This window comes from Allobosea sp. FBZP-16, assembly GCF_002831785.1.
In the GTDB taxonomy this organism is placed as follows: domain Bacteria; phylum Pseudomonadota; class Alphaproteobacteria; order Rhizobiales; family Beijerinckiaceae; genus Allobosea; species Allobosea lupini.
Genome location: NZ_LNCQ01000044.1, coordinates 23,938 through 50,535, shown reverse-complemented (window position 1 = coordinate 50,535; position 26,598 = coordinate 23,938). Strand labels below are relative to the sequence as shown.

The 26,598-nt window shown below is 67.4% G+C and carries 21 protein-coding genes and 1 tRNA gene; 6 read left to right on the top strand and 16 right to left on the bottom strand.

Annotated features, from left to right (window positions below; translation table 11 throughout):
• Position 1: 1 nt before the first annotated feature.
• Both CXY91_RS22140 and CXY91_RS22135 read left to right on the top strand, forming a co-directional pair.
• On the top strand, positions 2-1,042 hold the full coding sequence (locus CXY91_RS22140) for an ABC transporter ATP-binding protein (protein ID WP_100963407.1): 1,041 nt from the start codon (positions 2-4) through the stop codon (positions 1,040-1,042).
• Positions 1,039-2,019, top strand: coding sequence for an ABC transporter ATP-binding protein (locus tag CXY91_RS22135; protein ID WP_100963405.1), 981 nt, complete (start codon positions 1,039-1,041; stop codon positions 2,017-2,019). The genes CXY91_RS22140 and CXY91_RS22135 overlap by 4 nt, the downstream gene beginning before the upstream one ends.
• Positions 2,020-2,227: 208 nt before the next feature.
• Here CXY91_RS22135 and CXY91_RS22130 read toward each other — a convergent pair whose 3' ends face one another.
• From CXY91_RS22130 to CXY91_RS22105, 6 genes are all read right to left on the bottom strand, one after another.
• Positions 2,228-5,755: a DUF2339 domain-containing protein gene (locus CXY91_RS22130; RefSeq protein WP_158673545.1), complete on the bottom strand. Its 3,528-nt coding sequence runs from the start codon at positions 5,753-5,755 to the stop codon at positions 2,228-2,230.
• A 458-nt stretch (positions 5,756-6,213) separates the two neighbouring features.
• Positions 6,214-6,289 (bottom strand) — tRNA-Lys (locus CXY91_RS22125).
• A gap of 194 nt (positions 6,290-6,483) precedes the next feature.
• The gene (locus CXY91_RS22120; RefSeq protein ID WP_100963401.1) at positions 6,484-7,761 is read right to left on the bottom strand and encodes a solute carrier family 23 protein; all 1,278 of its coding nucleotides are present in this window, start codon (positions 7,759-7,761) and stop codon (positions 6,484-6,486) included.
• Between the two features lie 166 nt (positions 7,762-7,927).
• Complete coding sequence (locus tag CXY91_RS22115) at positions 7,928-10,180, bottom strand: tetratricopeptide repeat protein (protein WP_100963399.1); 2,253 nt, start codon at positions 10,178-10,180, stop codon at positions 7,928-7,930.
• A 116-nt stretch (positions 10,181-10,296) separates the two neighbouring features.
• A complete protein-coding gene (locus tag CXY91_RS22110) occupies positions 10,297-11,859 on the bottom strand; it encodes a 2-isopropylmalate synthase (RefSeq protein WP_100963397.1) in 1,563 nt (520 codons plus the stop codon).
• A gap of 482 nt (positions 11,860-12,341) precedes the next feature.
• The gene (locus CXY91_RS22105) at positions 12,342-12,827 is read right to left on the bottom strand and encodes a hypothetical protein (protein WP_100963395.1); all 486 of its coding nucleotides are present in this window, start codon (positions 12,825-12,827) and stop codon (positions 12,342-12,344) included.
• Positions 12,828-13,080: 253 nt separating this feature from the next.
• On the opposite strand from CXY91_RS22105, the gene CXY91_RS22100 reads away from it, so the two are divergent.
• Positions 13,081-13,722: a YoaK family protein gene (locus CXY91_RS22100; RefSeq protein ID WP_248307597.1), complete on the top strand. Its 642-nt coding sequence runs from the start codon at positions 13,081-13,083 to the stop codon at positions 13,720-13,722.
• A gap of 84 nt (positions 13,723-13,806) precedes the next feature.
• Positions 13,807-14,142, top strand: coding sequence for a hypothetical protein (locus CXY91_RS22095; RefSeq protein ID WP_091840652.1), 336 nt, complete (start codon positions 13,807-13,809; stop codon positions 14,140-14,142).
• 28 nt (positions 14,143-14,170) lie between these two features.
• On the opposite strand, the gene CXY91_RS22090 is transcribed toward CXY91_RS22095, so the two are convergent.
• The 7 genes from CXY91_RS22090 to CXY91_RS22060 form a co-directional block, all read right to left on the bottom strand.
• Positions 14,171-16,243: a M3 family metallopeptidase gene (locus CXY91_RS22090; protein WP_100963461.1), complete on the bottom strand. Its 2,073-nt coding sequence runs from the start codon at positions 16,241-16,243 to the stop codon at positions 14,171-14,173.
• A gap of 171 nt (positions 16,244-16,414) precedes the next feature.
• On the bottom strand, positions 16,415-17,134 hold the full coding sequence (locus CXY91_RS22085; protein ID WP_248307596.1) for an NUDIX hydrolase: 720 nt from the start codon (positions 17,132-17,134) through the stop codon (positions 16,415-16,417).
• Positions 17,131-18,030 (bottom strand): PhzF family phenazine biosynthesis protein, encoded by a 900-nt coding sequence (locus CXY91_RS22080; RefSeq protein WP_100963391.1) that lies wholly within the window; start codon positions 18,028-18,030, stop codon positions 17,131-17,133. Before CXY91_RS22080 ends, CXY91_RS22085 begins: the two co-directional genes overlap by 4 nt.
• On the bottom strand, positions 18,027-19,148 hold the full coding sequence (locus tag CXY91_RS22075; RefSeq protein WP_158673544.1) for an endonuclease/exonuclease/phosphatase family protein: 1,122 nt from the start codon (positions 19,146-19,148) through the stop codon (positions 18,027-18,029). The genes CXY91_RS22080 and CXY91_RS22075 overlap by 4 nt, the downstream gene beginning before the upstream one ends.
• A gap of 170 nt (positions 19,149-19,318) precedes the next feature.
• Positions 19,319-20,167: a pyridoxal kinase PdxY gene (pdxY, locus tag CXY91_RS22070; RefSeq protein ID WP_100963387.1), complete on the bottom strand. Its 849-nt coding sequence runs from the start codon at positions 20,165-20,167 to the stop codon at positions 19,319-19,321.
• Between the two features lie 158 nt (positions 20,168-20,325).
• Positions 20,326-20,742, bottom strand: coding sequence for a nuclear transport factor 2 family protein (locus CXY91_RS22065; RefSeq protein WP_100963385.1), 417 nt, complete (start codon positions 20,740-20,742; stop codon positions 20,326-20,328).
• A gap of 138 nt (positions 20,743-20,880) precedes the next feature.
• Positions 20,881-21,906 (bottom strand): ABC transporter substrate-binding protein, encoded by a 1,026-nt coding sequence (locus CXY91_RS22060; RefSeq protein WP_100963383.1) that lies wholly within the window; start codon positions 21,904-21,906, stop codon positions 20,881-20,883.
• Between the two features lie 254 nt (positions 21,907-22,160).
• Here CXY91_RS22060 and CXY91_RS22055 point away from each other — a divergent pair, with 254 nt between their 5' ends.
• Entirely contained in the window at positions 22,161-22,670 is a 510-nt protein-coding gene (locus tag CXY91_RS22055) for a hypothetical protein (RefSeq protein WP_158673543.1), read from the top strand.
• 98 nt (positions 22,671-22,768) lie between these two features.
• Here the strand turns inward: CXY91_RS22055 and CXY91_RS22050 are convergent, their stop codons facing one another.
• From CXY91_RS22050 to CXY91_RS22040, 3 genes are read right to left on the bottom strand one after another with little or no spacing between them, the layout of a single operon-like run.
• Positions 22,769-24,166 carry a DUF3592 domain-containing protein gene (locus CXY91_RS22050; RefSeq protein ID WP_100963379.1) on the bottom strand — a complete coding sequence of 466 codons (1,398 nt, stop codon included), beginning with the start codon at positions 24,164-24,166 and terminating at the stop codon, positions 22,769-22,771.
• A 37-nt stretch (positions 24,167-24,203) separates the two neighbouring features.
• On the bottom strand, positions 24,204-24,995 hold the full coding sequence (locus CXY91_RS22045; RefSeq protein WP_091840627.1) for an ABC transporter permease: 792 nt from the start codon (positions 24,993-24,995) through the stop codon (positions 24,204-24,206).
• Complete coding sequence (locus tag CXY91_RS22040; protein WP_100963377.1) at positions 24,992-25,861, bottom strand: ABC transporter ATP-binding protein; 870 nt, start codon at positions 25,859-25,861, stop codon at positions 24,992-24,994. Before CXY91_RS22040 ends, CXY91_RS22045 begins: the two co-directional genes overlap by 4 nt.
• Before the next feature lie 188 nt (positions 25,862-26,049).
• On the opposite strand from CXY91_RS22040, the gene CXY91_RS22035 reads away from it, so the two are divergent.
• Complete coding sequence (locus tag CXY91_RS22035; RefSeq protein ID WP_091840621.1) at positions 26,050-26,586, top strand: DedA family protein; 537 nt, start codon at positions 26,050-26,052, stop codon at positions 26,584-26,586.
• The last annotated feature ends 12 nt before the right edge of the window (positions 26,587-26,598 follow it).

Genomic DNA, 26,598 nt, shown 5'->3' with positions numbered 1-26,598 from the left:
CATGTCGCTCTCGCTCCATGCCGAAGACGGACTCGACCGCGGCGGCGCCGGCACCCCGCTGCTCGAGGCGCGGACGCTGACCAAGCATTTCCCGCTCGGGCGCGGCGCGGTGGTGCGCGCCGTCGACGGTGTCGACTTCACGGTGATGAAGGGCGAGACGCTCGGCGTCGTCGGCGAATCCGGCTGCGGCAAGTCGACGACCGCGCGCGTGGTGATGCAGCTGATCCCGCAGGACGAGGGCCAGATGCTGTTCGATGGCGAGGCCGTCGGCAGCTCGGCGCTGTCGCTCAAGGACTATCGCCGCCAGGCGCAGATGGTCTTCCAGGATTCCTTCGCCTCGCTCAACCCGCGGCTGACCATCGAGGATTCGATCGCTTTCGGGCCCATGGTGCACGGCGTCCCCAAGTCGGGCGCGATCCTGCGGGCCCGCGACCTGCTCGCCCGGGTCGGGCTCGATCCGGCCCGCTTCGCGGCACGCTATCCGCACGAGCTCTCCGGCGGCCAGCGCCAGCGCGTCAACATCGCCCGCGCCTTGGCGCTGGGGCCGCGCCTCGTCATCCTCGACGAAGCCGTCTCGGCGCTCGACAAATCGGTCGAGGCGCAGGTGCTCAACCTGCTGATGGACCTGCGCGAGGAGTTCGGGCTGACCTACATCTTCATCAGCCACGATCTCAACGTCGTTCGCTTCATCAGCGACCGCGTCATGGTGATGTATCTCGGCGAGGTCGTCGAGATCGGCCCGGTCGAGGAGCTCTACGACGATCCGCGCCATCCCTATACGAAGGCGCTGCTCTCGGCGATGCCGTCGATGGACCCGGAAAACCGGACGATGGAGGCGCCGCTCGCCGGCGATCCGCCGAACCCGATCAATCCGCCGGAAGGCTGCCGTTTCCATCCGCGCTGTCCGCAGGCGCAGACGGTCTGTTCCAAGGCCAAGCCGGCGCTGACCCCGGTCGGTGCCGGCCAGCGGCTTGCTGCCTGCCACATGGAGATTCCCGGCTCCGGCCATAGCCGCGCCCCGGCGCTGGAGGATGCCGCATGACGACACCGCTCGTCGCGATGGAGAACGTCACCGTCCGCTTCAAGGGCGCGCAGACGGTCCATGCGGTCAATGGCGTCTCGCTGACGCTGGAGCCCGGCAAGGTGCTCGGCATTCTCGGCGAATCCGGTTCCGGCAAGAGCGTCACCCTGAAGACGCTGCTGCGCCTCCTGCCGGAGAGCCGCACCGAGATCGGCGGCAAGGTCATGGTCGACGGAAAGGACGTGCTGGCGCTTGGCGCACAGGAACTCTCGGATTATCGCGGCGCCGTCACCTCGATGATCTTCCAGGATCCGGCGCTGGCGCTCGATCCGGTCTACACCGTCGGCGAGCAGATCGCCGAGGCGATCGTCCGGCATGAGAAGCTCTCGGCGAAGCAGGCGATGGCGCGCGCGCTCGAGCTGCTCGAACTGGTGCGCATCCCCTCGCCCGAGCGACGCCTCAAGGCCTATCCGCACGAAATGTCCGGCGGCATGCGCCAGCGCGCCATGATCGCGCTGGCGCTCGCCGCCCGCCCGAAGCTCCTGCTCGCAGACGAGCCGACGACTGCACTCGACGCGACCGTGCAAATCCAGATCCTCCTGCTTCTGCGCCAGCTCCAGCGCGATCTCGGCATGGGCGTGATCTTCGTCACCCACGACATCGGCGTCGCGGTCGAGGTCTCGGACCGTCTCGCCGTGATGTATGCCGGCCAGATCGTCGAGACCGGCACGGTGCGCGAACTGCTCAGGGATCCGCGCCATCCCTATACGCGTGGTCTCCTTGCGGCGAACCTGCATGGCGCGAAGAAGGGCGAGCGGCTGGAGGCGATCCCCGGCGCGCCACCGCCGCTGAACGAGGCGCCTTCCTCCTGCTCATTCGCGCCACGCTGCAAGCAGGCGCAGGACATATGCCGAGCGAACTTGCCTCCTGCCGTGGCACTTGGCGAAGGCCGGCTCGTCCGCTGCGTTCAGGCCGAAGCGGCGCTTCAGCCTGCATGAGCGCCCAGCCGTCCGGCTCTTCGGTCAGCTGCCGTAGATGCGAACATAATCGCCCCGCAGCGCCTCACGGTCCTCCGGCCTGAGCGGCTGCGGAAACGGCACGTGAGGCGCTCTTATGCCGGCAGCGGGCGTTGGACCTGCACCCGGAAGCGGACGCTCGCGGCTCTGGTGGTGGACGCCGGAACTGGCGCCGTTACGGACATCCCCACTACGCGCTGGCAGGCGTGACGGTCTCCGTCCCGCGGCGCAAAACGCGCTGATAGGCGAGACCTATCGCGACGAGACTCCCGCCCAGACCGATGAAGGATAGGGCTCGTAGCAGCCCCTCCAGCCCCGACATGTCGACGAGAAAGGCCTTGCAGATCGCAATCGTGACGATGCCGAGCGACGCCAGGCGCAGATCGCGCGACCGGACTCGAAAACCCAACGCCAGCAGGGCCACGCCGTAGAACAGGATAGCGGCCGAATAGGCATAGAGCTCGCCGGCGCTGACATCGGTGCCGAACAGGTCGGCACCGACGAAGGCCCGCCGGACCTCCGTGACGACATAAGCCAACGCCCCGAGAATGGCGGCAATGCCATAGATCCGCACGATCAGCGGCCGGCGAAGATAGGCCTGCGACCAGGCGGCGGCCGCGAAGGCGAGCGCCGCCGGCAGCAAATAGCCGAGGAGCGCGTTGTCGAGGATCGGAATGCCTGCCAGAGGTTGGTCGGTCATCGCAGGACTTGCGATGAACGCGGCAACGGCGAAGAAGCCGCAAGACGCGAGCGTCGCGACCAGCGGGTCGATTTGCACACTGCGCCCCTGCCAGCGGACGGCGCCCGCGATCATGACCCCAATGGCCAGCATGAAGGCGAGTGAGGCGTAGATTCCGGATTCGGCCAGGGTGATCGGCACCTCGGACGAGAGAGTCGGGCCGTGCAGCCCGTGGCGCAGCAGCAGGAAGGCGCAGCCGATGGCGGCCGCGGCCGCGGCGAGTCCGAAGGCGCGCGAGAGCGTGGCGAAGCCATCGCGCAGCCACCATGCGGCGCCGGCAAGGGCCAGGGTCGTCAGGCCATAGCCCCAGAGAATGCGGTTGAAGATGACCGGTCCCTCGACCGCGCTTCCGTCGAGGAACGGGTTGCGGCCGAAGCCGAGAGCGAGCACGGCCCAGCCGATCGCGATGGCCCCCAGCGTCGAAACACTGAGACGCGCTATCAGGCCCGGCGCGGCATCATGCCAGAGCCGTGCCGCGGCGGTCAGAGCGATCAGCACGACCGTGATCATAACGGCCTCCGCATAGCCGACCGAGGCGCCGTCGAGCGGCGAGAGCTGTGGCCCGGCGAAGGCCTGCCGCGTGATCAGCACGATGCCGAGCGAGACCAGGAATGCGCCGCAGGCGCTGAGCGCATTCGCGACGGGCGAGCTGTCCTCGCGCCCCATGGCAAAGCCCAGCGCGCCGAGCGCGCTGCCGGCGACGACATACCAGAGCAACCGGTTCAGCACCGGCCAACCATCGACTGTGGTGCCGTCGAAAAGCGGATTGAGCAGGGCTCCGAGCCCGCCGACGGCGAGAAGGATCGTGAGCGCAGCGGCGGCCAGCCCTGCGATCCGGAAGGGAGTGTCGCCGACCAGGCGGCCGAGGCGCTGGAAACCGGCGCCGAGCAGGCCGGCTGCCATGGTCATGCAGGCAACCTCCTCGAACAGCCTGTTGCGGGGCTGGGCATAGTGGCCGGCGATCCAGGCCAGATCGGGCGTGAGATCCGGGCCAACGAAGACTTGATGGACCTGCAGCAGCACGAAGGCGGCGGTGAAGAAGGCGGCCAACGCCTGATGCACGATCTTCGGCCGATCCTGTCCGTCGCGCAGCGCCAGCGCGGCCACCCAGAAGCACAGGGCCGGCAGGGCATAGGCCGGGATCAGCCAGTTGAGCAGTGGCCACGCGCCCATGTCGGTGAGGATCGGAGCCCAGAGCCAGCGGACGAAGGCCGCGGTCGCGAGGCTGGCGGACATCGTCCGCAGCAGTGGGATCGGGCGGATGCGGGCGAGAATGGCGAGGCCGGCTGCGGAGATCGCGAAGCCCACCACCAGCCAGGTCTCGCGCAGGGCCAGTGCCACGGCAAGGCCGAGCGCGATCGCACCCGCGGCGGCATAGGCGGCGGAGCCGATCAGGGCGAGCGGATTGCCGCGCGATCTGGTTCTGGCGCGCTCGACCCGCAGCAGCAGCTCCGAGGCAAGGAACAACGCTGCGACCAGCAGCGCGGCCAGGGCTGCGAAGCCGGGCGCGCGCTCGAAGCCGTTGACGCGCAGCGTCGTCGCCAGCAGCAGGCAGACCGGCGCCAGCGCCGACGCGAAAGCCAGGCAGCCGCGCTCGACATAGCCGCCGGATCCGGCCCAGCGGCGCGTGGCCAGCGCCGCGAAGGGCAAGCCGGCGATCACTGCCGCAAAAAGGGCGGCGGTCCAGACCAGCCCCGGCCCGGCATCGGGGGCGATGCTCAGCCGGACGAGGTCGAGCAGGGTCGCGGGCGAAAGGCCGAGCGGCCCCTCCTCGCGGGGCCAGAGCAGCACCATGCCAACGGCGCCGGCTCCAGCGACGAGGGCGAGCGGCGCGAGATCGCGATGGCGCACGGCCGCCACGATGCCGACCGCGACGGTGACGAGAATCGCGACATGCAGTGGCCCCTGGGCACCCATCCCGACCCAGAGCACACCGGCGATGACCAGCGGCACGGCGATGGCCACGATGCCAGTGATGTCGAAGGAGACGAGGCGCCCGCGCACCACTTCGCTGCGGCGGAGCAGCAGCGGCAGCTCCTTCAAAAGCAGCCAGGCGAGCACGGCGCCGGCCATTGCGAGGAATGAGGGCCAGAGCAGCCCGCGCATGGCGAAGGCGATCATCACAGTCCAGGCGCCGTGGCCGGCGACAGCCGCCAGGGTGACAATTCGGCTCGGGCGCTGGGCGTGCAGCACGAAGGCCGTAGCCGTGACGAAGGCGATGAAGAACGAGAGCGTGGCGAAGGCCGGGACAGTGCTTGCGATCAGAAAGGGCGTGACATAGGAGCCGACCAGGCCGAATAGACCGAGTGCCGGCCCGTGAAGCAGCGATGCCGCGAGCGCCGACAGACCGATGAGCGCCATGATCGCGAAGGCGGGTGTCGCGCCGATGAAGCCATAGATGGCATGGGCGGCGAAGACGACCCCGAACCCGGCGAGAACGCTGACACCGGCAAGTACGGAGGGGATGTTGGCATTGAGCAGCACGCCCGGCGCATTGAACGGCAACGGCCCCTCGCGACGGCGCAGATACTCGCTTGCCCCTGCCAGCAGCAGGGCGAACGCCGCGCCCATCAGCAGCCGCACCCCGGGACCGAAGATGCCGGCCTCGATCGAGTAGCGGACGAGGAATAGGCCGCCGAAGGCGAGTGCCACGCCGCCGACCCAGACGGCCCAGCGCGAGCCGATGGTCTCCTCGATGTCGCGGCTTGGCGGTTGTGCTGCGGCCTCCGCGTCCGCCTCCGGCCGAACCTCCTGTTCGAAGCGGTCGGGGGGCGTCGGAGCAGGATCGGCCGCTGGCTCGGGAAGCGTTTCGTCGCCCGTCCGAGCCGCGAGTGCGATCGCTTCGGGCGGGACCTCATCGAGCGTGGGTGCGACAGGCTCGGGCGCCACGACAGGCCCGGCCGGTTCGTCGGCCTCTGGCTCGATCGTCACTGGCGGTGAGGGCTCGGCCGCGATCGCGGCGGCCTGGACGGACTCCACGCCTGTCGCTGCAACGCCGCTGAGCTTCAGGCTCGCCAGCTCCTCGCGGAGCGCGGCGAGTTCAGACTTCAGCTGTACGATCTGCTCGAGGGCGGCAGTGCTGCGACCGGATGCGCGAAGGGCCGCCCAAGGGACAATAACAAAGAAGAAGAAACCAAAGAGCAGGCCGAGAATCACCCATTCCATGACGATTGATCGGCCCCCGATCGGCGCAACATGCGAAGCGCGCGAACAGCCTATCGCGGCGGATCAGTGTTGTCATTGCGAGGACGGCCGCCGGCAAGGCAGGGCTTGACCAGTCTCAGCGCCTCCGCGGCATGCCGAAGGAACTCTCCGATCGAGTCCGCGCTCCTCAGGAAGAGGGCGTCGCAAGCGTCAATCTCGATCAGCGGTGGACAGCAAATGGTAAGCCCGGCCGCTTCGGCGGGCTTCAACAACGGCTATGTCATTGAAGTTCGTGGTGGGTGATGTAGGGCTCGAACCTACGACCCGCTGATTAAGAGTCAGCTGCTCTACCAACTGAGCTAATCACCCATACGCCACGAAGACGTTATCGGCGAGGCGTGGACCGCGTCCCGACGGGCGGCGATGTAGCAAACACCCCCGCCCCTGTCCACCCGTTTGCGACAGGAATATGCAAACTCGCTCGGGAGACTTTCGGCTTGCCGCGTGGCGGACTCGGAGAATGCCTGCCGCACCGAGTGCGGCAGGCCGTTTTCCGGGGGTTTTCAGGCCGCCGAGCGGCGATTCAGCAGATGATAGAGCGCGATCGCGGCGAAGGTCGCCGTACCGATCCCGCCGAGCTCGTAGCCGAAGATCGGCAGCTTGAGATCGCCGGCGCCGAGAATCAGCGCGGTCGCCACCGTCAGGAGATTCTTCGGCTCGGCGAAGTTCACCTTGTTCTCGACCCAGATACGGCCGGCGGTCGCCGCGATCAGGCCGAAGACGACGACGGCGAGCCCGCCCAGCACCGCCACGGGAATCGTGCCGATCACCGCGCCGAACTTGGGCGAGAAGCCGAGCAGGATGGCGATCGCGCCGGCAGCGACGAAGACCAGCGTCGAGTAGACCCGCGTCACCGCCATCACACCCATGTTCTCGGCGTAAGTCGTGACGCCGGTGCCGCCGCCGGAGCCGGCGATCATGGTGCCAACGCCGTCGGCGAAGAAGCCGCGCCCGATCAGCCCGTCCAGATTGCGCCCGGTCATCACCGAGATGCCCTTGATGTGCCCGAGGTTCTCCGCGACCAGGATGATCGCGACCGGCACGATCAGCGCGATCGCCTTCGCGTCGAACACCGGCGCGACGAAGTTCGGCAGGCCGAACCAGGCGGCGGCCGCGACCTTGCCGAAATCGACGGGCGGCGCGCCGAAGCTCGTCGCCGTCGCGGCGTAGAGGACATAGGCCGCAAGGCCGCCGATCAGCACCGGCAGGCGCTGGACCAGGCCGCGGCCATAGACCGCGATCAGCGCAACGGCGATCACCGTGAACAACGCGATCCACTTGGTATAGGCGCTGGCCGAGATCATGTTCATCGCGACGGCGGTGAGGTTGAGGCCGATCGCCGCGACGACGGCGCCGGTCACCACCGGCGGCAGCAGCGTCTCGATCCAGCGCGTGCCGACGCCCTGCACGATCAGGCCGATCAGGGCATAGACCGCGCCGCAGGCGATGATGCCGCCGAGCGCGACCGGCAGGTTGGCGTTGGGGCCGGTGCCGGCATAGCCGGTCGCGGCGATGACGACACCGATGAAGGCGAAGGAAGAACCGAGATAGCTTGGCAGCCGTCCGCCGGTGATGACGAAGAACAGCAGCGTCGCGATGCCGGAGAAGAAGATCGCGACGTTCGGGTCGAAGCCCATCAGGATCGGCGCCAGTACGGTCGCGCCGAACATGGCGACGACATGCTGCAGGCCGGCAATGATCGTCTGCCCGGTCGGCAGGCGCTCGTCCGGCATCACGTCGCCAGAGGTCTTCAGCGTCCAATTCGGAAAATAGCCAGCCATCTCGCCGCTCCCAGCCAACGCGCCTGCACGCACCGGGATTTAATAGTGGCAAGAATCGGGCCTGCGCCAAGCGAACGACACAAGCCGTCCACCGCAAACAGCGCGCTAGGACGCAGAACCGTGTTGAAAGCCGCTCTTCGCGCTCAGGATCGGTTGCCGAAGCGCCTCAGGGCACCACGCCGAAGGCGCGGTAGCGCTCCTCGGCCTGTGCGTCGAGCGCCTTGGCCCTGGCGAAATCGGCCGCCGCCTCCGCCGCATCGCCGCGGCGCTGATGCGCCAAAGCGCGGCCGTACCAGGCCTGGCCGAGCCGTGCGTCGAGCGACAGCGCCCGGTCGAAATCGGCGATCGCCGCATCGGTCTGGCCGAGCGCCGTGCGCAATGCAGCACGCGCCACCCAGCCATCCGGATCGGCTCGGTCAGCCGCGACGGCAGCGTCGAGATCGGCCAGCGCCCGCTCATATTCGCGCGCATGCTGCAGCAGCAGCGCCCGGTTGAGCAGGGCCGCGGCATTGGCGGGCGCGACCGCGACGACATCGTCATAGGCCTTGAGCGCGGCGCCGAGCTGGCCGCGCGCCGTCAACGCCCTCGCCCGCTGGAACAGCGCCTCGATCGAGCGCGGCTCGCTGCGCAGCGCTGCATCCGCATCGGCCTGCGCCGCAACGAAGGCGCCGTCGCGGAAATTCAGCCGGGCGCGCTGCACCAGTGCTGACGGGTTATCCGGCTCGAGCAGCAGGGCGACGGCAAGGTCGGCCCGCGCCTGCGCCTCGCGCTGCGGCTGGCCGATGCTGTACTGGGCTCGCCGGATCAGGCGCGGCACGTCGAAGGCGTCGAGCGCCAGCGCGGCATCGAGCGCCGCCAGCGGATTGGGCGGGACGGGCAAGGCAACCAGGGCCGCCTGCGGCTGCGGCCGCAACGCGCGATAGGCGCCCTGGAGCGCGGCACGCTCCCGCGTATAGCGATCGCTGGCGCTCCGCCACAGCCCGGCGAGGCGCGCCGGCCAGACCTCGATCGAGCGGCCGAGCGCCGGCAGCAGCTCCTCGCGCCGCTCGAGCGCCCCTTCATGCTCCGGATCGACCGCGAGCAGCGCGCCATAGGCGGCGGCGGCGGCGCTGCGATCGCCGTGGATCTCCTGCGCCAGCCCGAAGCCGAACAGGGTGGCGTGATCCTGCGGCTTCAGCGCGAGCGCGGCGCGATACGCCGCCAGCGCCGGGACCGGCCGGCCGAGCGCCAGCAGCGCGTCGCCGCGCATGCCATGCCAAGCGCCGGCATCATGGCCGGGACCGGCCCGGTCGAGATCGCGCAATGCCTTGTCGTTGCGGCCGAGCTGCAGCAGGAGCTGCGCGCGGTTGCGCAGCGCATTCCCGTCGCCCGGGACGAGCGCGATGGCGCGGTCGAGGTCGCGCAACGCCTCTTCGCGCCGGCCGAGCCCGGCAAGCAGGCCGGCGCGATTGTTGAGGCCGAAGGCAGCGTGGGGTTGGACCGCGAGCAGCCGGTCATAGGCCGCAATCGCGTCCTCGGCGCGGCCCATGCGCTGCAACAGGAAGGCGCGCCGGGACAGCGATGCCTCGTGCCGGCCGTCAAGGCGCAGAGCCCGCTCATAGCTGGCGAGCGCCGGGCCCTCATGCCCGAGCGCTTCGAAAGCCCGCCCGCGCTCCAGCCAGACCTGCACGACGGTCGGCTCCAGCCGCAGGGCGCCGTCGAAGGCGGCAACCGCCTCGCGCGGCCGCGCCAATGCGACAAGCGAGAGCCCGCGCCGGTAATGATAGGAGGTGACCTCCGGTTCCAACGCCAGGGCGGCATCGAAATCGGTGAGCGCCGCCTCATGCGCGCCCTCGTCCTGCCGGAACCGCGCCCGCGTACCGCGCGCCCAGCTATTGGACGGATCGAGGGCGATCGCATCGTCGAGATCGGCGCGCGCTCCGGCGATGTTGCCGGCGCGCTCGCGCAGCAGGGCCCGGTCGGCCAGCAGCGTCGCGCGCCCGCCGAGGACCATCGCCCGCTCGATCAGCGCTGCCGCTTCGGCATGCCGGCCGAGCTCGGACAAGGTGTGCGCCCGGCCACGCATGGCGGCCAGATGATTCGGCACTGCCTTGAGCGCCGCATCGAAATCGCGCAGCGCCTCATTGAGGGCATTCTCGGCCTCGGAAATCCAGCCGCGGCTGGCGAGCAGATCGGCGCGAACGGCGCGGTTGAACTCGCCGGTCAGGCTCTCGTCGCAGGCCGCTCGCCGCTCGGCGCTGCCGGCCTCGATGGGACCCATGCAGATGCGCAGGCGTTCCTGGACCCGTTCGGCCCGCTCCGGCGGCACGGCCGGCGCATAGGCCACGGCGGGACAGGCGGCCAACATGGCAAATGCGCTGACCGAGATAAGGCGCAGCAGGTTCATCAGGAACGTCTCGCGGTGATCCCAAGTGCCCATGAGAGCGACACCCGTTTTGCGAATCCAGACTTTGTTCCTGTGGAAAGCAAAAAATGAGCCGCTGTGCCGCGCTGGTCACAGCACGGCACAGCGGCTCCGGCTTCGACACCCGAAGATTACTCCGCTGCCTGCGCGTGCACGCGGCTGCCGCGCGCGACCAGCTTGTTGAGCGCCGCCAGATAGGCCTTGCAGGACGAGACCAGCGTATCGGGATCGGCGCCGCGCCCGGTTACGGCCGCGCCGTTCTGGCCGAGGCGTACGGTGACCTCGGCTTGAGCATCGGTGCCCTCGGTGACGGCATGGACGTCGTAGAGCTCCAGCACCGCTTCATGCGGCACCAGCGCCTTGACCGCGTTGAACACCGCATCGATCGGCCCGTTGCCCTCGGCCTCCTCGGCCACGACCCGGCCGTCGATGTCGAGCTTCAGCATGGCGCGCTGCGGGCCGCGCGTGCCGGCGATCACCGTCAGCGAGACCAGCTTCACGCGGTCATGGGCGGTGGCGAGGTTCTCGTCGACCAGCGCCTCGATATCCTCGTCATAGACATGCTTCTTGCGGTCGGCGAGCGCCTTGAAGCGGGTGAAGGCGTCCTCCAGCTGGTTGTCGCCGAGCGTGTAGCCCATCTCGGTCAGCTTCGAGCGGAAGGCGGCGCGGCCGGAATGCTTGCCCATCACCAGCGAGGTCTTGGTTACGCCGACCGAGGCCGGGGTCATGATCTCGTAGGTCTGCTGGTGCTTCAGCATGCCGTCCTGGTGGATGCCGCTTTCATGGGCAAAAGCGTTCCGGCCGACGATCGCCTTGTTGTACTGCACCGGGAAGGAGCAGGCGCTCGAGACCGCCTTCGAGGCGCGCATCAGATAGGTCGCGTCGATGCCGGTGTCGTAGGGCATCACGTCGCCGCGCACCCGCAGCGCCATCACGATCTCCTCCAGCGCCGCATTGCCGGCGCGCTCGCCGATGCCGTTGATCGTGCACTCGACCTGGCGCGCCCCGCCCTCGATCGCCGCCAGCGAATTGGCGACGGCAAGACCCAGATCATTGTGACAATGCGCCGAGAAGGTCGCCTTGTCGGCATTGGGTACGCGCTCGCGCACCGCCTTGAACATGGCGCGGTATTCGTCCGGCGTGGCGTAGCCGACCGTATCGGGCAGGTTGATCGTGGTCGCGCCGGCTTTGATCGCGGTCTCGACCGCCCGGCAGAGATAGTCGATCGGCGTGCGGGTCGCATCCATGCCCGACCATTCGACGTCTTCGACCAGGTTGCGCGCCTGCGTCACCGTCCGGGTGATGATCTCCAGCACCTCCTCCTCGCTCTTGCGCATCTGGTGCTGCAGATGGATCGGCGAGGTCGAGACGAAGGTGTGGATGCGCGGCCTGGCGGCATGGCGCACCGCCTCGCCGGCGCGGGCGATATCGGCGGGGATGGCGCGGGCGAGGCCCGCGACGGTCGCGCGCTTTATCCGGCCGGCGATAGCGGAAACAGCCTCGAAATCGCCCTCCGAGGCGATCGGGAAGCCGGCCTCGATGATGTCGACGCCCATCATGTCCAGCATGTCGGCGACCTCGAGCTTCTCCTCGAAGGTCATGGTCGCGCCCGGGCATTGCTCGCCATCGCGCAAGGTGGTGTCGAAGATCAGGACGCGGTCCTTGGCGGACACGGTGTTGCCTGCATTGCTCATCGGTCTTGTCCCTGGTCAGGGCGCGCCGCATTTCGGTTCGGGCTGGCGCGCGAGGTCTGGAGCTTGGTTCCCGTCATCCCCTGAGCGCCCAGGCACACGTGCCCGGCCGGCCCTCAGGGGCAGGTAAGAAGAAGCAGCTGACCAAGGAGCGAGGGGGCGCGTGACGGGACACACAGGCCGGCCGTCCGCGCAGCGGCGCGGTTCAGGCTCTCGGCATGGGTGGCGGATGCGGCCACGAACGATCCTCTCGACGACTTGGGCTGTCTACCGGATCGGAGGATAGGAAGGCAAGCCTCTAAGGTCTTGAACGTTCGTGCGCTGCCCCCTCTTCCTTCTCCCGGATGGGAGAAGGTGGCGCGGAGCGCCGGATGAGGGCCTGCCCTAACTGGCTAGGCCGCAGCGGCGCTGCTGCGTTCAGATGATCAGCGGCGGGCCCTCACCCCTGCCCCTCTCCCATCCGGGAGAGGGGTTCCCCGCGCACTTCATCCAGCCGCCCCGGCCCGCTCCTTCAGCGTCCTGGTCTCGCCGAACGGCCCCGGCCAGACCTGCAACCGGTAGAAGTCGTCCCCCTCCAGCCCGTCATCGCTCAGGTCGTCGAGGCCGACATAGGAGACCCGCAAACGGTAGCTCCCGGGCGCCAGCGAGAAGCGGGCCCGCTCCTGTGGCGCCCCTTCCGTGCAGCCGATCAGCATCATCTGGCCCGAACGCGCGCGGAAGGAGCACTCGTTGACCAGCTCCCATTCGCCGAAATCGGCCTCCGGCGCCTCATCATGGACCGAGAGCACGACGGGTACGTTCATATTCCTCGCGGTGGCGATGCCGACCGAGCAGTCGCCCACGGCGAGCATCCGCTCCACCGTCTCATCGGTCCAGAACGTCCCCCAATCCTCATCGACCGCCTCGTCCTGGAGATAGAACTGGAAGTAGTCGGCGAAGACTTCGAGCTCGGTGGTATGCAGCACGGTCATGACAATCAGGGTTCCGTCGAATTGTGACGGGAGTAAGAGGCTCTAAGAGTCTGTTTGGAAACTCAGCCCTCATCCTGAGGAGGCCGCGTCAGCGGCCGTCTCGAAGGATGCTCCAGATGGTTCCGGAGTCTACTGGAGCATCCTTCGAGACGCCATTCCCAACGGAATGGCTCCTCAGGATGAGGGCTCGGGGGAGTTTCCAGGCGGGTTCTCAGCACGCAGGGCCGACCTGCCTAACCGGAGTGGTTTGCCTGTGTTGCGCTATGATCGTCCAGCCGTCGGACTCGCCTTGGGCCTCTCGGGGCTCGCCGGCTTCGTCGACGCCCTCGGCTTCCTGAACATCGGCGGCTTCTTCGTCTCGTTCATGACCGGCAACACCACCCGCCTCGGCATCGAGCTGGTGGAAGGTCGCTTGGACGGCGTCCTGGTGGCCGGCATGATCATCCTTCTCTTCGTCGTCGGGGTGATCTGCGGCTCGCTCGTCGGCCATGTCGGCAAGCACCGGCGTCAGGCTGCCGTGCTCGCCTTCGTCACGCTGGCGCTGGCGCTTTCGGCCGGTCTCTACGGCGCCGGGCTGGCGATAGCCGCCGCCGGCACCCTCGCTCTGGCGATGGGTGCCGAGAACGCCGTCTTCCAGCGCGACGGCGAGGTCACGATCGGCCTGACCTACATGACCGGCACGCTGGTCAAGATGGGCCAGCGCCTCGCCGGCGCGCTGCTGGGCGGCCCCAAGCGCGCCTTCCTGCGCCATTTCGTGCTCTGGCTAAGCCTGCTCGCCGGCGCGCTGCTCGGCGCCTATGCCCACAGGCATGTCGGACTGGCGGCGATCTGGCTGGCGGCCATGGCAGCAGCCGTGTTCACCATCGTCGCCTTCTTCATGCCCAGTGAGGACTGAGCGATCAGATCCGTTCCATCGGGGACCTTTGCCTCGCGAATGGAATCAACCATGGTTCCGGTCCGACCAGCCGGAGCTCCGCTTATGCGCGTTGCCTTCTTCGCCGCCGCCCTCGGCCTCTCCCTCGCCGCCTGCCAAACGGCTGCTCCCCCGCCGGCACCATCGCCCGAGCAGGCGCCGACCGGCGTCACGCCCAACACCTTCCGGATGCCGACCGGCTCGGGCTGCGCTGGCGAGGTCGATCGCTTCCAGGCGGTGATGGACAACGATTTGCAGACCGGCCACACCACCAAGGGCGTCCACACCCGCGTCAGCGCCGAGATCGACACGGCCCGAAAGAGCTGCGCTGCGGGCAACGATGCCGGTGCGACCTCCCAGATCCGCGCCACGCGAGCAAAGTTCGGCTATCCGGCCGGCTGATCCCTCTGCTCTCGGGGGAGAAGGAAGCTCAGGCCGCCAGCCCCCGCTTCTCCAGGAGCGCGTCCGGCGTCGGCAGGCGGCCCCTGAACAGCGTATAAGCCTCGGCCGGATCGCGCGTGTCGCCGGCCGAATAGATGTAGCGCTTGAGCTTGCCGGCGACTTCCGGGGCGAAGACGTTGCCCGCCTCGATGAAGGCGTTGAAGGCGTCGGCGTCCATCACCTCCGACCAGAGATAGCTGTAATAGCCGGCCGAATAGCCGTCGCCCGAGAACACATGCGAGAAATGCGGCGTGCGATGGCGCATGGTGATCTCGGCGGGCATGCCGATCCGCGCCAGCTCCTTCGCCTCGAAGGCGAGCGGATCGACCTCCGCCGGCGCCTCCAGCGAGTGGAAGGCAAGATCGACCAGCGCCGATGAGGTGTACTCCACCGTCGCGAAGCCCTGGTTGAAGGTCTGCGCCCGCTTGATCTTCTCGATCAGCGCATCCGGGATCGGCTCTCCGGTCTCGGCATGCAGGCAGAAGCGCTGCATGACCTCCCTGGTGAGGAACCAGTGCTCGTAGAGCTGCGAGGGCAGTTCGACGAAGTCGCGCGAGACCGAGGTGCCGGCGAGCGAGCCGTAATGCACATCCGAGAGCAGGCCGTGCAGGGCATGGCCGAACTCGTGGAAGAGCGTGCGGGCATCGTCGATCGAGAGCAGCGCCGGCTTGCCTTCGGCCGGCTTGGCGAAGTTGCAGACGTTGACGATGATGGGGCGGACCTCGCCGTCGAAATTGCGCTGGCCACGATAGGCGCTCATCCAGGCGCCGGAGCGCTTCGAGGCGCGGGCGAAATAATCGCCGAGGAAGAGGCCGATATGCCGGCCGGTGGCGGTCTCGCTCACCTCGAAGACACGGACATCCGGGTGATAGCCCTTGAGGTCCGGGCGCTCGGCGAAGGACAGCCCGAACAGCTTGCCGGCAGTGTCGAAGGCGGCGGCAATGATCCTGTCGAGCTGGAGATAGGGCTTCAGCACGGCCTCATCGAGCGCATAGGTCTTCTGCCGGACCTTCTCGGCGTAGAAGCGCCAGTCGGACGGGCGGATCGGCGCGTTCTCCCCTTCGCTCTGGGCGAGCGCGGCAAGATCGGCCGCCTCCTGCCCGGCGCGGGCGCGGGCCGGCTTCCAGACCAGCTCGAGCAGATTGCGCACGTTCTCCGGCGTCTTCGCCATGGAATCGTCGAGCTTGAAATGGGCGAAGGTGGCAAAGCCGAGCAGCTTTGCCTTCTCGGCCCGGAGCTTGACCATCTCGGCGACGATGGCGCGGTTGTCGGTCTCGCCGCCATTCTCGCCGCGCTTGCTCCAGGCGCTGAAGGCCTGCTCGCGCAGCGCTGCCCTAGTCGAGAAGGTCAGGAAGGGCTCGATGATCGAGCGCGCCAGCGTCACCGCATGCTTGCCCTCCCGGCCACGATCGGCAGCGGCGCGCGCCATCGCCGCGACGACGAAGGGTGGCAGGCCATCGAGATCAGCCTCGTTCTCGATGATCAGCGCATAGCTCGCCTCGTCCTTGAGCAGGTTCTGGCCGAAGCTGGTGCCGAGGCCGGCCAGCCGCTCGTTGATCGCGGCGAGCCTCGCCTTGGCCTCGCCTTCGAGCCTGGCGCCCGAGCGGATGAAGCCGCGATGCGTCCGCTCCAGCAGGCGAAGCTGCTCCTCGCTCAGCCCGAGGGTCTCGCGCGCGTCGAACACCGCATCGACGCGGGCGAAGAGCTCGTGATCCATCATGATCGCCGACCAGTGCCGCGACATCACCGGCGACATCTCGCGCTCGATCGCCTGCAGCGCCTCGTTGGTGTCGGCCCCGGCGAGATTATAGAACACGCCGCCGAGCCGGCTCATGCCACGGGCGGAGCGTTCGAGCGCCTCGATCGTATTGGCGAAGCTGGGCGCAGCCTTCTCGGCCTTGATCGCCTCGATCTCGGCCCGATGCTGCTCCAGTGCAGCCGGATAGGCCGCCTTGATGTGCTCGGGCGTGATCTCGGCGAACGGCGGCAGGCCGAACGGCGTCTCCCAGGCGCGCCCGAATGGGTTGCCGGTGGGCAGGGCAAGGACTTCGGACGCGATCATGGGCTGGCCTTTCAGCATTACTGCATCGATCGAATAGAGTGGTCGTCCCGGGCGGAGCGAAGCGAAGACCCGGGACACATTCCTGAACCTCTCTTGGAAAGGCTCAGGAATGGGTCCCGGATCGGCGCGGCTTCGCCGCTTGTCCGGGACGACCGAGATCCAGGAGACGGATTACTCACCACCGAAGATATGGGTGAGATAGGGCATCATGAAGGGCGGCATGTCATAAGCCGCGCAATCGGCGAGATTGCGGACGATCACGATGTCGGACAACTCCGGCTCGTCCTGCAGTGCGATCCGCGCCAGCATCATTTCACGCGCCTCGTCAGCCGGCAGGTCGATCCCGACCGGGCGCATGAAGGCCACTCGCCCTGGCACAATCACCGCGGTCCAGCGCTCCTCGACAGAAATCTCGTCGAGCGTCAGCCCGGTCTCCTCGCAGAGCTCGCGGGTGACGCTGCCGGCAAGGTCGAGCGTGCCGTCCGGGCGGGCATCCTCCCGGTCGGGCGTGCCGGCGGCGAAATAGACCTTGCCCGGATTGGCAGTGTGGTCGCCCATCCGCCCGAGCAGGAAGGCGCCGTCGGCCGCCCTGAGCGCCGCCATGGCGAAGCCGTTGCGGATCGCCGGCCCCGGCTGGCCGAAATCGCGCCAGCTCAGGAAAGCGGCGTAATCAGCCTCGAAATAGCCGGCGTGGAACACCCCGCCCTCGATCGCGGCGCGGTGCTGCAGCATGACGCGGCCGTTGAACATCGAGGGCTTGCCGGCGCTGATCGCAGCCCAATGCGCCGCGATCTCATCTGCGCGCTCGCGAGCGAAAGCCCAGTCGTAAGCTTCGACCTTTGCGTCGACGCGATCGAGCGCGACGATCTCGCCATCGAGTACACCATTCACAGCAGCACGCCCTCGCTCATCACCACCGCCGCGCCGCCGATCGTCGCCGAAGCGAGCGCGCCGCCCGCGACCGTCAGCGTCAATTCGATCTGCGAGGGCCGGCCCATCTCGTAGCCCTGCTCGATAACGAGGCGGTGCGCGCCATCGCCCGGCTGGTCGAACGCCATGATCGCGCCGGCGAAGGCGGCGACGGCCGAGCCGGTCGCCGGATCCTCGGTCACGCCGGCCTCGGGCCAGAACATGCGGGCGTGATAGTGATGACCGGCCTCCTCCGTCTCGCGGCAATAGAGGAAGGCATTGCCGTTCTGGGCCGGCGCCATCACGCGTTCGAACGCTCCTGCGACGCGCGCCTTGGCAATCGCCTCGCGGCCAGCAACCGGAACCACCGTATAGGCGACGCCAGCCGAGAAGGCGCTCGGCCGATGCACCTCGAAGCCGAGATCAGCGGGTTCAAGCCCAAGCGCCTCCGCCAGCTCGGCAACAGCGATCGGCTGCGCGATCTGCTCCGGCAGCTTCGGCAGAGTGAAGGTGGCGCGGGCGCTCCGCGCATTGCCGAGCTCGATCATGCAGGGCACCAGCCCAACCTTCTCCTCCAGCACGAGCCTGTCCGCCGCCCGTCCCTCGGCCGCATCGCGCAGGGCCAGCAGCGCGGCGGTGCCGACCGTCGGATGGCCGGCGAAGGGCAGCTCCTGCCCCGGCGTGAAAATGCGGATTGCCGCGCGATGGGCGGGGTTGGCCGGCGGCGCGACAAAAACCGTCTCCGACAGGTTGAACTCGCGGGCGATCGCCTGCATCGCCGCGCTGTCCAGTCCTTCGCTATCCAGCACCACGGCGAGCGGATTGCCCGCATGCGGTCTTGCCGTGAACACGTCGAGCGTGACGAAGCGGCGGCTCATGCGGTCTCCTTCGGAATGGTAAGCTCGATCGTCAGCGGGCAATGGTCGGAGGCCTTGGGCCGGTCCCAGCCGACGCGCGGATAGCGGTCGCAGGTCAGGGCGAGCTTGGCCATCGAGCGATCGGCCTCGCGCGGATCGAGCGGCACACGGTACGGCAGGCCGCGCCGGATCAGCTGCATCGCCGGGTTCGGATTGGCCGCAGCGAGCGCCGGCGAGAGCAGGATGTGGTCGAGCGGCATATGGCTGTCGATCAGCGCCTGGCGCTCCTCCGACCAGTAGCGCCGGAAATGCGTCCAGCGCTCATGCGGCGGCAGGCTCTCCATCGGATCGACGGCGAAATCCTCCAGCAGCGGCTCGATGCCGCTGTCGCCCTCGTCGACCGGAGCGGCGAGCGGCCCGAGCCCGATCTGGTAGCCGTTGAGATCGCCGAGGATCGCCCAGTTCGCCTCGCGCCAGCCAGGACCGAACCAGTCCTTGATGATCGTCTTCACCGCCAGCGCTTCGGCTCGGCGGATCGGCAAGGTCGCCTGCCGGCCATCGTCGCGGCCATTGTTCATCGACTTGAAATGGCAGCCGAACAGGGTGAGCCGCCGGTCGCCGAAGTCGAGCTCGACCGCAAGGCAGTCGCGGGCGAAGACCTTGTCGCGCGGATTGATGCCGAAGGCGGCGATCCCGGGCGAGAACGCGTCAGCGTCCGCAAAGCTCATGCCCTTGTAGGAGCGCACCGTGACCTGCGGCGGCTTCACCAGATCGCGCCGTGCGGCGAAGCCGATATCGATATTGCGCCGGTCATTGCCGTCGAGCAGCGTGAAATGGCCGTAGCGATGGTCGGCGATGCGGTGGACGTAATTGGCGAAGAAGGCTTGCAGGCTCGCCAGCGAGTCGACCTCCTGCAGCATCCAGAGATCGGCATTGGCCTCGGCGATGGCGAGCGCCGTCATCTGGCGCTTGTCGTCCTCGAGCGCGACGGCGAGCGAGCGCTCGACCGCGTCGCGCTCGTCGGCGCGCGGGAAATGGAACAGCGACATCGCCGCCGCCGTCTCGGTCCGCCCGCCGGGCTCGAAGCGATGGCGCGTCAGCAGGTTCTCGACATTGAAGGTGCCGAGGCGCAGCTTCATGGCACGCCCATGATATTCCGCGGCATCCAACGCGAGCCCTCATCCTGAGGAGCAGCCGAAGGCTGCGTCTCGAAGGATGCTCCAGCTGGTTCCGGAGCCTCCTGGAGCATCCTTCGAGACGCCGCTGCGCGGCTCCTCAGGATGAGGGCTGAGGAAAGCACCAGCACCAGTCAGACCGCTTCGGCTGCGAAGAGTTGCGAGGGCGTGACGAACTCGTCCTGCGCCGCCACGGTCAGGATCTCGCGCGAGCCTGCCTCCTTGGTCCGCTTCAGCAGCCCGTAGATCGAGGAGGCCGCCTTGCCGAGCGCGCTCGCCGCCGAGCCGTCGCGCAGATAATGGACGAAGAACAGCGCCGCGATCGCATCGCCGGCACCATTGATGTTGATGTCGATTTTCGGCGTGCGCACCCGGTACGTCCCCTGCCCGTCCGCCGCCATCAGGTCGATCGAATCCGCCGGCGTCTCGTTGGTGATCAGCGAGGTCACCAGCACGACCTTCGGCCCGGCATCACGCAGCGCCTCGACGGCGCGATGGGCGTCGGCGAGCGTCCTGACCTCGACATCGGTGAGCAATTCCAGCTCGAACTGGTTCGGCGTGACGATGTCGGCCGCCGGTACCGCCTGCTCGCGCATGAATTCGGGGATCCCCGGCCGGACGAAGACGCCGCGGCCGACGTCGCCGATCACCGGATCGCAGCAATACCTCGCCTTGGGATTCGCCTCGCGCACTCTTGCCACCGCCGAGAGGATGGCGTGGCCGATATCGGCCGAGCCCATATAGCCTGACAGCACGCCGTCGCATTTGGCGAGCACGCCGCGCTCGCCGATGCCCGTCATCAACTCGTCGATCGTCGCACCATCGAAGACCTGCCCCTTCCACGCGCCATAGCCGGTGTGGTTCGAGAACTGCACGGTGTGGATCGGCCAGACCTCGACGCCGAGCCGCTGCATCGGGAACACAGCCGAGGCATTGCCGACATGGCCATAGGCGACATGGGACTGGATCGAGAGGATGTTCATGAGGGTAGGCCAGCCTTCGACGAGACGAGGCGGCGAACCTAAAGCAATTCCAGCAAAAGTGCGTAGCGGTTTTGCGGCCGGAATTGCGCGATGACGGCAAGATGGCTGGCGGGGCCCGCGCCAATTGAAAGCGGTGATGGGAGCGATGACGAAAGCGCTCAGCTCACCGCAGCAGCCGTGATGCGCGCTACCCCGGCCGTATCGGTGAACTGCGCGAGACTGCGCACCTTGCCGTCCTCGAAACTCAGCAGATCGAGCGTCTGGAAAGTTTCGGTGCGGCCGGTCGGCACGAAGGTCACATCGGCCTGCCAGTGATAGGCGGCTCGGTCGCCTTCGACGACGACATCCAGCGTCTCGAAATTCGTAAATCTGAAAGCGCCGATGAACTCGGCCATCTGACCGCGCACCGCTACGCAGCCTTCCAGCGGCCGGCAGATAGCCTCGCGCTCCGCCGCTCCCATGAGCTGAAACCGGCAATCGGGATGGAAATAGGTCATCAACGCGTCGAGATCACCTTTTACCCGTGCGGCATAGGCCTTCTCGATCAAGCCCTTGATCTCGGAGCGCTCAGTCATCTGACCTCTCCTTGCGTCATCGGACACAGTCTCGCGCCGTAGAGACTGCAAGTCCAGCGTGCAGTTGCGCCGCTCTCAAATGGAGATGGCGCCGCTTTGCAGCGGCGCCATCTTGGTCGGCGTCGCGCCGAAACGAGATCAGGAGCCTGCAGCCGCCTTCTTCGCGAACGAGTCGATGAAGGTCTTGGTCAGGTCGACATTGGAGTTCGTCAGCTCGGGGTCGAGCAGCTTGAGCGAGTCGTACATGCTCTTCATCGCATCGGCGGTCGGGATGCCGGTGCGCGAATAGCTCTCCTGCGAGTTCTTCACCGCCGTCAGGTAGAGCGGCTTGTCGCCGAGATGGTATTCCGCCGGGACGAGATCGGCGACATCCTCGGGCTTGGCCGTCTCCAGCCATTTCAGCGACTTCATCAGCGCGTTGACGAGTTTCTGCGTCGTCACCGGGTTCTTCTCGGCAAAGTCGTTCTTGAGATAGAGCACCGCAGCCGGATTCGAGCCGCCGAACAGCGCCTTGGTACCGGCCTCCGTGCGGGTGTCGATCAGCGAGACGATGTCGCCGTCCGATTCCAGCTTCGAGGTGACGGGGTCGAGATGCGAGATCACGTCGACCTGCTTCTGCTTGATCGCCGCGACCGCGCTGGCGCCAGCGCCGACGCCGATGATCGCGGCGTCGCTCGCCTTCAGGCCCGCCTTGACCATGGCGTATTGCGCGGTCAGCGCCGTCGAGGAGCCGGGCGCGGTGACGCCGATCTTGAGGCCCTTGAAATCGGCCGCGGACTTGACCTTGTCGGCAAGGTCCTTGCGTACCGCAATGGTGATCGCCGGGAAGCGCCCGAGCTCGATCACGGCGCGGATGTCCTGGCCCTTGGCCTGCATGCGGATGGTGTGCTCATAGGCACCGGTGACGACGTCGACCGAGCCGCCGACCAGCGCCTGCAGCGACTTGGCGCCCCCGCCGAAATCGTTGATCTCGACGTCGAGCCCCTGCTCCTTGAAGAAGCCCTTCTTCTCCGCGACGGTCAGCGGGAGATAGTAGAGCAGCTGCTTGCCGCCGACGCCAAGCGTCAGCTTGGACTTCTCGGCATTCTGGGCGAAGGCCGGCGAGAGGCCGAGGGCCGTGGTGACAGCGAGCGCGGCCAGCGCCGCACGACGAGTGAAAAACATCGGTTTCCTCCGGTTGAGCGATGACGCGCTTCGAAAAAGGCGCGATTTCGCGACGAAGATAGGCGCATTGCCGCAAGCGGGGCAAGCGCAGGCATGCCGATGCACAGCGCGCGAAGCCGGGGCCGATCGCCGCGGAAGCGACAGGAAAGATTCAAGGCTTGTTAAAGCCGGTCTTCCACACTGGCCGTCGCAGCAACTTCCGACGATGCCTCGACGACGGCTTTCGACCAGAACGGACGAAACAGGAGACGGTCATGGTGGACGCAGTAGCGGCCCGGACTGCGCCTTCCCCCTATGAGCTTCCGCAGAGCCTGCCCTCTGGCGTGCTGGCTCCGGATAGTGCGAGCTCTTCGCCTGCCACGGTGACCTCGGCAACGCCCGATCGGGACGATGCCGTCATCCTCGATCTGTCCGACCAGGCTCGCGCCGCCCTCGCCCAGGGCAGCACAAGCGGGCGGACACCAGGAGCCGGCGGGGACGACCCGGCCGAGCCGAGCTGGGTCGAAAAGCGCTTCAAGCTGATGACGGAGTACACGGCGCTCCAGCAGGAGCTCGTCTGGCTCAACGACCGCGCGATGGCCAATGCGCTCGACGAGATGTTCCAGGGTGGCGCCGCAGTAAAGGACGAGGGCGGCACGACGGACAAACAGGAGCAGTTCGACCGCGACATGCAGCGGCGCGAGGAGCTGATGCCGCGCTATGCCGAGCTGATACGGATGCTCGGAGCCTCGCCGGGCCAGAAGAGCACGGACGAATCGGGCTAGAGCATTTTCGAGCGAAGTGGACACCGGTTCGCGTGAAGAAAATGCGATAAAGCAAGGACTTAGAGCAATTTCGCGATTCAAAGAATTGCGGAAATGCTCTAGCGGAAGATGCGGCTCGCATAGAGCGCGATCGCGAAGCAGGCGAGCGCGACGCCGAGCAGGATCCAGTTCGTTCCCGTCGGGTTTTCCAAAGCCGCGTTGGATGGGTCCTGCGGATCGTAATGCACCTCGACCGGCGAGCCGGCCGGATAGCGATCGGCGATGCCCTGCGCAAAACTCGCCGAGCCCGAGACCTCAAGGCCGAGCTTGACCTGCCGGCTGTGCAGGCGGTTGCCCTCGACGATGTAGGCGAATTCGACGACAGGGAGATAGGTCGTGTGCGTCTTGCCGTTCTGCGTCGAGCGGCGCTGCTCTACGGTGCTGGAGACGACCTCCCCGGCAGTGACCGGCCAGGCATTGGCGCGGGCGAGATAGCGCCGGTGGCCGACGAAGAACAGCAGCGCCGCGCCGCCGAACAGGCCGGCGAACAGCATCACCGGGACATCCGCATCCGGCATGCGCGCCTTGAGGACTTCGGCCCCCTCGGTCGCCACCCAGTAAAGCCCCCAGACGAGGAGCAAGACGACGAGCAGCGCGAGGCCGCAACCCTTGACCGCGCCCTTCGGCGCCTCGCGCTCCAGAACGGAGTCGCTGGGATCGGCCGGGTCGTAATGGACGGTCACGTTCCTGCCCGCCGGATAGCGCGCCAGCGCCTCCTGCGCATATTTGCCGCTGATGTCGCCAAGGCTGACCCGCGTGCCCTGATAGGTCACTCCGCCGACCGAGAAGGAGTAGGTCACGGCGGGAACGTTGACGACGGTCCCGATCTCGTTGCCCTCGGGCGGGCGCCGCACGGCCATCTGTGAGCGGATGATGCGCCCCGGCGCCTGCGACCAGCTGCTGGCGCGCCGCACCTTGAGCATCGCATTGACGATCATGGCGGCGACCATCACCACCATCGGCAGCGCGATCAGCGCGATATTACCCATGGTCGTTCCGGCGAAAGGCAGCCGTTCGACCCAGCTCTCCGGCAGCACCTCCACGATCACGAAGATCAGCGCCAGCGAGGCGACGACGGCTATCACCGCCCAGGTCGGCGGCTCGCCTCTAGCCTCGGCCGCCTTGGCAGGCGAGACCTTGGGCTGCCAAGCCAGCTTGCCCCGCCAGGTCTTGTCGCCGCCGAGATAGGCGACGAGTATCCGCTTCAGCGTCGGAGCATCGACCGTCTCGGCCGCATCGAACCGCGCCTTGCCCGAGTGGTAGGCCAACCGGAACCGACCTCTCCCTTCCAGCCCCGCTTCGACATAGCCGTCATCGTCGGAGAGGGTGATGAACCAGTCGGGATCGTTGCCGCGCTGGTCGACGGCGCGGGTTATGTCCTCGGCCGTCGGATCGGTCGTTATGCGATCGCAGACATCGAGTTCCATGATCGCCCCCGATGATGGAAGGGCGAGCATGGCGCTCGTTAAGGCCTTAAATCAAGTCACGCTGACCCTACGTCGTGGTGGTCGAGCTCTGGCCCGGCCGCCAGACCAGAAGCCGGTTCTCGACCAGCGTCACGATCGAATCGATCAGGATCACGAAGATCGCCAGGATGAGCATGCCCGAGAACACGCCGGTGACGTCGAAGACGCTCTCGGCCTCGTGGATCTTGTAGCCCAGTCCGGCCGAGGACCCGAGATATTCGCCGACCACCGCGCCGACCAGCGCGAAGCCGACCGAAGTGTGCAGCGAGGAGAACATCCAGGTCAGCGCCGAGGGCCAGTAGACATGGCGGAAGAGCTGGCGCTCGTTCATCCCCAGCATGCGGGCATTGGCCAGCACGGTCGGCGAGACCTCGCGCACGCCCTGGTAGACGTTGAAGAAGACGATGAAGAACACCAGCGTGAAGCCGAGCGCCACCTTCGACCAGATGCCGAGGCCGAACCAGAGCGCGAAGATCGGCGCCAGCACGACGCGCGGCAGTGCGTTCGCCGCCTTGATATAGGGATCGAACACCGCCGCCAGCAGTTCGTTCCGGGCGAAGGCGAAGCCGAAGAAGATGCCGGCCGCCGAGCCGATGACGAAAGCGAGCACCGTCTCGGTCAGGGTGATGCCGAGATGGTAGTAGATATCTGCCCCGGTGAGCTGCTTCCAGGTCCGGGCCAGCACGTCGGCCGGGGTCGAGAAGAAGAACTGCGTCGTCTTGATGTCGCCGAACAGGCTGGTGGTGGTGACGATGTGCCAGATCGTCAGGAAGACGATCATGACCAGGATCTGGAGCGAGAGGAGCTTGACGCGGTTCATGACGAGGCCCCCTCGACCAGTTCTTTGCCTTCGCCCATCGCATAGGCCTTCTGGACCTCGACCCTGAGCGAGGCCCAGATGTCGCGATGGATCTCGTGGAAGGCCTTCTCCAGCCTGATCTCGGCGATGTCGCGCGGCCGCGCCAGCGGCACGCGATAGTCGGCGACGATGCCGGCGGCGGGGCCGGCCGTCATCACCACGACCCGGTCGGAGAGCGCGATCGCCTCCTCCAGATCGTGCGTCACGAAGATCAGCGCCTTCCGGTCCTTCGACCAGAGATCGAGCAGGAGATTGCCCATGATCTGCCGGGTCTGCGCGTCGAGCGGCCCGAAGGGCTCGTCCATCAGGAGGATCTCGGGATCGCGGATCAGCATCTGCGCGAGGGCCACGCGCTTGCGCTGGCCGCCGGAGAGCATGTGCGGATAGCGCTCGACGAAGGCGCGCAGGCCGACGCGCCCAAGCCAGTCGCGCGCCCGCTTGTCGGCTTCGGCATCCGAAACGCCCATCGGCTCCAGCGCGACCTTGACGTTGTCGAGCGCCGTCTTCCACGGCATCAGCGCGTCCTGCTGGAAGAGATAGCCGGCGCGGCGGTTGAGGCCGGACAGCGGCTGGCCGAAGATCGAGACCTTGCCGGCGGACGGCGTCAGCAGACCGGCGGCGGCATTGAGCAGGGTCGACTTGCCGCAGCCGGTCGGTCCGACCACCGAGACGAACTCGCCCGGCGCGACGGACAGGTCGATGCCCTTCACCGCCTGGTAGCGGCTGCCGCCCTTGAGATGGAAGGTGATGTCGATGCCGGCGAGCCTGACCGCCGGCTGCTCCGCTGCCGCGCCCCTATCGCCGGGCGGGCTGACCTTGGACTCCATGGATATCCCATCCCCTGCCGTCGCCAGCCTTCCGGCGCGCGGCTTATTTCCGTTCGTCGCGAACACTAGGCAATCAACCCGCGAAGGCAACCCGCCCCGCCAGCCTGCTAACTGGTAGCGAAAAAGCGACGCTTCTGCTCTATCGCTCCGGGTATCGTTCGCGCCGGCTTCAGGAGAATCGCCAGCCCATGCCCCAGCTTGAGCAATGGATGCACGAGCTTGTCGCGTTCATGCGCGTCAACCAGTACTGGGCGGCGCCGATCGTCTTCTTCATCGCCTTCGCCGAATGCGTCGCGATCCTGTCCTGGCTGGTGCCGGCGACAGTGTTCTTCACCGCTTTCGGCGCGATCGCCGGCGCCTCCGGACTCAACCTCGTGCCGCTCTCGCTTGCGGCAGCGCTCGGCGCGGCCTCGGGCTTCTGGATTTCTTACTGGGTCGGCCTCGTCCTCGGCCCGCGCGTCAATGACCACTGGCCGATCCGCAACAACCCGGCCCTGCTTCAGCGTGGCCACGACTTCTTCGAGAAATGGGGCGTGCTCGGCGTCGCTATCGGCCATTTCTTCGGACCCATCCGGGCGGTGATCGCGCTCGTCGCCGGCATCGTGAAGATGCCGTTCTGGCCCTTCCAGATCGCGAACTTCGCTGCGTCCTTCGCCTGGGGCTTCGGCCTGATCTACGGGGCCGGTCGCTTCTCCGAATACATGATGCAGTTCACCGGCAAATAAGGCCGCGCCAAT